Annotated in this window: 5 protein-coding genes and 1 pseudogene; 5 read left to right on the top strand and 1 reads right to left on the bottom strand. The window is 41.8% G+C overall.

The genetic code is table 11. The features are described 5' to 3' along the window. From ACM0OY_RS14065 to ACM0OY_RS14045, 5 genes are all read left to right on the top strand, one after another. Positions 1-352 (top strand): hypothetical protein (locus tag ACM0OY_RS14065; protein ID WP_414569463.1); only part of this gene is annotated, 352 nt, incomplete at its 5' end. After that, entirely contained in the window at positions 349-675 is a 327-nt protein-coding gene (locus tag ACM0OY_RS14060; protein WP_414569462.1) for a rhodanese-like domain-containing protein, read from the top strand. The genes ACM0OY_RS14065 and ACM0OY_RS14060, both read left to right, overlap by 4 nt. 45 nt (positions 676-720) lie before the next feature. Beyond that, positions 721-2,172 carry an efflux RND transporter periplasmic adaptor subunit gene (locus ACM0OY_RS14055; protein WP_414569461.1) on the top strand — a complete coding sequence of 484 codons (1,452 nt, stop codon included), beginning with the start codon at positions 721-723 and terminating at the stop codon, positions 2,170-2,172. Between the two features lie 6 nt (positions 2,173-2,178). Further along, a complete protein-coding gene (locus tag ACM0OY_RS14050) occupies positions 2,179-2,634 on the top strand; it encodes a beta-lactamase hydrolase domain-containing protein (protein ID WP_414569460.1) in 456 nt (151 codons plus the stop codon). A 91-nt stretch (positions 2,635-2,725) separates the two neighbouring features. Further along, the gene (locus tag ACM0OY_RS14045; RefSeq protein ID WP_414569459.1) at positions 2,726-6,025 is read left to right on the top strand and encodes an efflux RND transporter permease subunit; all 3,300 of its coding nucleotides are present in this window, start codon (positions 2,726-2,728) and stop codon (positions 6,023-6,025) included. A gap of 261 nt (positions 6,026-6,286) precedes the next feature. Here ACM0OY_RS14045 and ACM0OY_RS14040 read toward each other — a convergent pair. Next, positions 6,287-6,418 (bottom strand): annotated as a pseudogene (locus ACM0OY_RS14040) (MBL fold metallo-hydrolase); the annotation flags it as partial. Positions 6,419-6,467: the final 49 nt, after the last annotated feature.

The following is a 6,467-nucleotide window of genomic DNA, read 5'->3' as shown; positions in this document are numbered from 1 at the left end:
GTTGTTAGCGATCGCACCTTTTTCACCCAACCTCACAAAATCGCGTTGCTCCCGTTCTGTGATTGGTTATGGTTTTGAAGATGAGTCAGAACCAAGAGGTGTAATCTCAATTGTAAACGGACAAGCCACCTATGGAAGCGCTTACAACGGTCAAAAACTCAATTGGGACTTACGCGCCGATCGCCATCATTGGCAGCAATGGCTGACTAATGGCTTGAATATGATGGGAATCAGCATGGCTTACATGACACGCAAGCTGCAATTCCGGGTCGGAGACTATCTTGCCATGATTAAAGACCCGCGTATGGCAGGGCCATTTATTAAATCTTTTACTGTCATGAGTCGGGTATGAAAAAGCAGAAGATAAATCCGATTCCACTCACACCGACTCAACTGCAACAACGCCAGAATCAACTGGTAGTTCTAGATGCTAGAAGTTGGTTAGAGTATCTGTTTGGTCATATTCCCAATGCCCAACGATTTCATCCCAGACGTATCCTCAACGAAGTTTCTAAAGAACAAGCGATCACAGTTGTTTGTCTATCTGGTCATCGCAGTACCCCTGTTGCCCAATGGCTGCTTGAACAAGGATACCAAAAGGTTTATAACCTCCAAGGTGGTCTGATTGCTTGGAAACAAACAGGCTACAGGACTAAATTCGGTCTTCAACCCTAAACAATCGCTTGCTGAGAACACTCCCAACTTGCTTTTCCAACAGCTATGTCTAATCAAGAACCTTTACTTACAACGGAATCTTCGGAGTTAGTTCCATCTCTGCAAGCAGAAGCTTCCGAACAAAAACCTGTAGTTGCGAAAAAAAAGCTACCCAAGCATATCTTTATAGTTGCTTTAGGAGCCACCTTAGCGATCGCAGTTTTGCGAGTTGGTTGGTTAGTTTTATTTTCTAATTCTGCGGAATCTAGTGAGACTATCACTAGTACTGTCAAACCTCTAGAGGTAGAAACTACTCTGACCAAGAAAGCGTTAACTCTGGGTGGAACCTCTCTGAGTGGTACTGTGGAAGCGGTAGAAACCGTTACTACCACTAGTCGCGTCATGGGACAGATTAAAAGTTTGCTAGTGCAAGAAGGCGACAGAGTTAAAGCAGGTCAAATCATTGCCATTATTGATGTTAAAGATATCCAGGCACAACGCAATCAAGCATCGGCCGTTATTTCCCAAGCCCTGGCAGGTGTAACAGTTGCTACTGCTGCCCAAACTCAAGCCTTGGCAAGCAAGAGTCAGACGGAAGCACAACTCAATCAAGCAGAGGCACGTCAGCAGGAAGCCGCAGCCAAATTACAGGAAGCACAAGCACAACTAGCTGATGCCCAGCTAAATCAACGACGTATGACAATGCTGCGAAAAGATGGTGCTGTGAGTCAGTCACAACTAGATGCAGCTAATACACAGGTAGCATTAATTCAAGCTCGCATTCAACAGGTAAAAGCCGGGATTGAACAAGCCAAGCGGGGAATTGAGCAAGCCAAAGCCGGGGTAAAACAAGCTGTTTCCCAAGTCCAGCAAGCCAAAGCCGGAGTAGAACAGGCACGTTCCCAAGTCCAGCAAGCGCAAGCTGGAGTAGAGCAAGCGACTGCTAACTTAGACTACGGTATCGTTAAAGCTCCCTTTGCTGGGGTTGTTACTAAGAAACATACAGAAGTAGGTGCAATAGCGGGTTCGGGACAACCTTTGGTGACATTAGAAAGTAGCGATCGCCTGCGATTTAGCGTTGCAGTACCAGAGTCAATGATGTCCTTGGTGAAACAAGGAGATGAAGTAGAAGTGCAGCTAGATGCCCTCAACCGTTCTGTGCGCGGACACGTAAATCAAATTATTCCTTCTGCCAACCCCAACAACCGTAGTTTTACTGTCAAGATAGCCCTGAAAAATGCCAGAAATTTAATGCCAGGAATGTTTGGACGGATGGAACTACCTGATGAAAGTCACTCAGTAATGATGATTCCCCAAAGTGCTGTATTGAAACGAGGTCAGTTAGAAGGGGTTTATGTAGTTGGTGCAAATAACATTGCTCAATTGCGTTGGGTAAAAACAGGGAAAGTACGAAATAGCAAAGTGGAGATTGTTTCTGGATTAGAGCAAAAAGAGAGAATTATTACCAGAAATATAGAGCAATTAAGTGATGGACAACACATTGTATTAGCCAATTAAAAATTTATGGAAAACATCAAATACATCAACCAAGACCTTGCTATTTTTATTGGACAGCCTTCTGCTGAAGAGTTCCAAAAACTACCTGAAGCTGGATTTAAATCTGTAATCAATTTGCGTTCTTCTAAAGAAGAAGGCTTTTTGAAGAATGAACAACGATCTACTGAGGCAGTAGGGCTAAACTATGTCAATATACCGCTTCGACCCGATGGGTTAAATGATGAAATTATCGATCAGATATTGGTTGAAATTGACCAATTACCAAAACCGATGCTTAGTCACTGTAAATCTGGGTTACGTGCTGCTACTGCTGTGTTAATTTACATTGCTATTCATAAAGGTTTGAGTCCTGAAGAAGCGTTTGCTAAAGGTAAAGAATTGGGTTTTGACTATGATGAAAAACCTGGTATCAAACAGTTTGTGTCAAAGTACGTTTCTAATTGTTTGAAATTGCCTATTTAGCGGAATGTAGAGACGTGAACTATCGCGTCTCTAGAAAGGTTTGCACTATATATAAAATCAGCAACGCCATCAATTTTAAATCTAAAATTATATGAATGGTAAAGGTTCAGGGCAAAATCTGCAAAAACCATCTATGGGTTTTGTTGGCTCATTAGCCAAAAAATTTATTAATTCTAAACTAACTCCACTGATTATTTTAGTTTCATTATTATTAGGCATTGGTGCAACAATAATTTTACCTCGTGAAGAAGAACCACAAATCACAGTGCCAATGGCAGATGTCTTCGTACAAATGCCTGGGGCTTCAGCAAAAGAAGTGGAACAGCGTGTCACCTTTCCAATGGAGAAACTGATCCAAGAATTGCCAGGGGTAGAATATGTCTACTCTACCTCCCGCCCTGGTTCATCTTTGGCAATAGTGCGGTTTTATGTGGGACAAAAAACAGAAGATGCGATCGTCCAACTTTACAACAAGCTTTACGCCAACTTTGACAAAATTCCCTCTGGTGTTTCCCAGCCATTGATTAAGTCTCGCTCTATTGACGATGTACCGATTGTTACTTTAACTCTGTGGAGTAACCAAGCTAACGCTTCTGAATTGCGTCAGATTGCGGCTCAATTAGATGAGCAAATTAAGCAAGTCCTAGATGTATCAGAAACAACCATCATTGGTGGTCAAAAACGACAATTGCGGATAGAACTCGATCCAATACGTTTAAATGCCTTTGGCTTGACTCCATTAGAAATTTCCCAAGCTTTACAGTCACAAAATACTGAATTAGCAAGCGGTGCTTTAAGTCAAAATAATCAATCTTTACTTGTCAGAACTCAGAGTTTTATTCGTTCAGCAGAAGATGCTGAGAATTTAGTTGTTACCGTTGCTAACAATCAACCTGTCTATCTGCGTGATGTGGCAACTATTATTGATGGTGCAGAAGAACCAGCTAATTATGTATTTTTTGGACAAGGTAAAACTGATCGCAAACATTCTGTGAAGGACGCACCAAAGGGTGAAGCTGATGCAGTAACTATCGCTATTGCCAAACGTCCAGGAGCGAACGCAATTCAAGTTTCCCATCGAGTATTGCACAAGCTAGAGCAAATCAAACGCAATTATATTCCCAGTTATGTGCAACTTACAGTTACACGAGACTATGGCGAAACGGCAGCGGAACGTTCTAATGAATTATTAGTACACATGGCGATCGCAGTTATTTCTGTCACTATATTGATGTGGTTTGCTTTGGGTAAAAAAGAGGCAATGGTGGTGGCAATTTCGATTCCCGTTACCTTGGCTCTCACCCTTGCTAGTTTTGTTTTCTATGGATTTACCCTTAATCGTGTAACTTTTTTTGCTCTGATTTTTTCGATTGGGATTTTAGTAGATGATGCGATCGTTGTTGTAGAAAACGTTGGTCGTCATCTGCAAATGCCAGAGAATAAGACTCGTCTACAATTATCGCCAAAACGATCGCAAACTCTACAAGCAATTGTCTTAGAAGCTGTTGATGAGGTAGGAAATCCGACAATTCTGGCAACTTTGACGGTAATTGCAGCTATTTTACCAATGGCATTTGTCGGCGGCTTAATGGGGCCATATATGCGCCCTATTCCTCTTGGTGCTTCAGCAGCGATGATTTTCTCGGCTTTAGTGGCGTTCATTGTTGTACCTTGGGCAACAGTCAGGATTTTTAGTCATGTTAAAACCCACTACCAAGAACACGAACAGGAAGATTTTCTCAGTCGCCTTTATCGCCGCTTCATGCGTCCCCTAATTGAGAATCAAAAGTGGGGAAATATCTTTATTGGCGGAACAATAGCCCTATTAATTGCGGCAATGGGACTGGCAGGATTTCGGCTGGTGATTCTGAAAATGTTGCCCTACGACAACAAAAGTGAGTTGCAAATCGTTCTAAATATGCCAGAAGGAACAACTTTAGAACAGACTGCCAGAGTAACGCGAGAAATGGGGCAATATCTCACAACTGTTCCAGAAGTCACTAACTATCAAAGTTATATTGGCACTGCTTCACCTTATAACTTTAATGGGTTGGTGCGGCATTATTTTCTGCGTTCTGGTGCAAATGTCGCAGATATTCAAGTAAATTTCTTACCCAAAGGAGAACGTCAACGCCAAAGCCATGAAATTAGCAAAGCTATTCGTCCAAACTTAAAGAAAATCGCAGATAAATACGAGGCTCGCATCCAAGTTGCGGAAATTCCACCTGGGCCACCAGTATTGCAAACTCTGGTGACAGAAGTCTACGGCAGCGACTACAACCAACAAATTGACCTAGCCCGCCAAATTCGTCAATTGTACAAAGAAACTGCCGATATTGTGGATGTGGACTGGTATATGGAGTCACCGCAGACAGAATACCATTTGGTTATTGACCGCGAAAAAGCAGCACTCAATGGTATTAGTCCACTACAAATTTCTGAAGTCTTGCAAATGGATCTTTCTGGTAAGAATGCGGGTTTGTTGCACGATGATAATGCTCGTGAAGATATGGGAATAAATCTTCGATTTAACCAAGCAAATCGCACTAGCTTAGAAGACCTCAAATCACTCAAGCTCAAGGGAGTAAATAATAATTTAGTACCATTGATCGACCTGATAAAAACTGAAAAAACTATCGCCGATCGCAGCATTTATCATAAGAACTTGAAACCTGTAGTTTATGTGATTGGCGATGTCTCCGGTAGAGTCGAGAGTGCGGTATATGCCATGCTCAATGTGCAATCCAAAATTGATAAACTCTCCCAGATAATGGGTTATTCCATCGCTACCTATTTAACAGAGCAGCCTCCCACTACCGAAACCTACGCTATCAAATGGGATGGAGAGTGGCACGTCACTTATGAAGTCTTCCGTGATTTGGGAATTGCTTTTGCTGTAGTCCTGATACTAATTTATGCTCTAGTAGTGGGTTGGTTTCAATCTTTTATTACCCCCCTAGTGATTATGGCAGCAATTCCGTTTTCACTAGTAGGAATTATGCCCGGTCACTGGTTGATGGGAGCTTTTTTCAGTGCTACTTCAATGATTGGCTTCATCGCCGGAGCCGGAATTGTGGTGAGAAATTCCATCATTTTGGTAGATTTTATTGAATTGCGATTGCAAGAAGGAATGCCATTAGAAGAGGCAGTAATTGATGCTGGAGCAGTCCGGTTTCGTCCGATGTTACTAACCGCAGCAGCAGTAATAGTAGGCTCTGCAATTATTTTGACTGACCCCATTTTTCAGGGATTAGCTATTTCCTTGATGGCAGGAGAAGTAGCATCTTTACTGTTATCCCGCTCTGCTGTGCCGATTTTATACTACAAAGTTTGGCGACGCAGAAAGTCCAAATCAATTGAAATCTCGATGAACTCTGCGATCGTTAAATGAGCGCATCGTACTCGTCGATAAATTGGCGATCGCGCTCCACCCATCGGTGAGAGGTTAAAGTAATTTTATTTTTGTCAATTAGAAATTATGCTGAAAAATTAGAGAAGATACAGGTATTAAGTTAACTATTGTACTTAATTTATGGTTCAAGAATGAATCATTCGTATCAAGATTAAGCGATCGGCTGCTCAAAAATTGTGTTTCCGACCAGGATTTCAGCAATATTTTAAGTACTATTGCTTATTGACAAATGGTATTCGACCTTAACCTCTGACGAATGCGCTCCACCTGTTCTAATACCGAATCGACTAAAATCGCCGTTTTAGTCCCTAAATCAGCAATTAAATAAGTATAGGTGCTTGTTTTTGGGTCAAAGAGTTGTCGGAATAACATCATGGCTAACTCCAAATTAAATCATTATATGACTACATAGTAATAAAAA

The sequence above is a fragment of the Nostoc sp. CCY 9925 genome (genome assembly GCF_963920935.1).
Classification (GTDB): domain Bacteria; phylum Cyanobacteriota; class Cyanobacteriia; order Cyanobacteriales; family Nostocaceae; genus Nostoc.
This window is presented reverse-complemented; position numbering and strand designations above follow the sequence as displayed.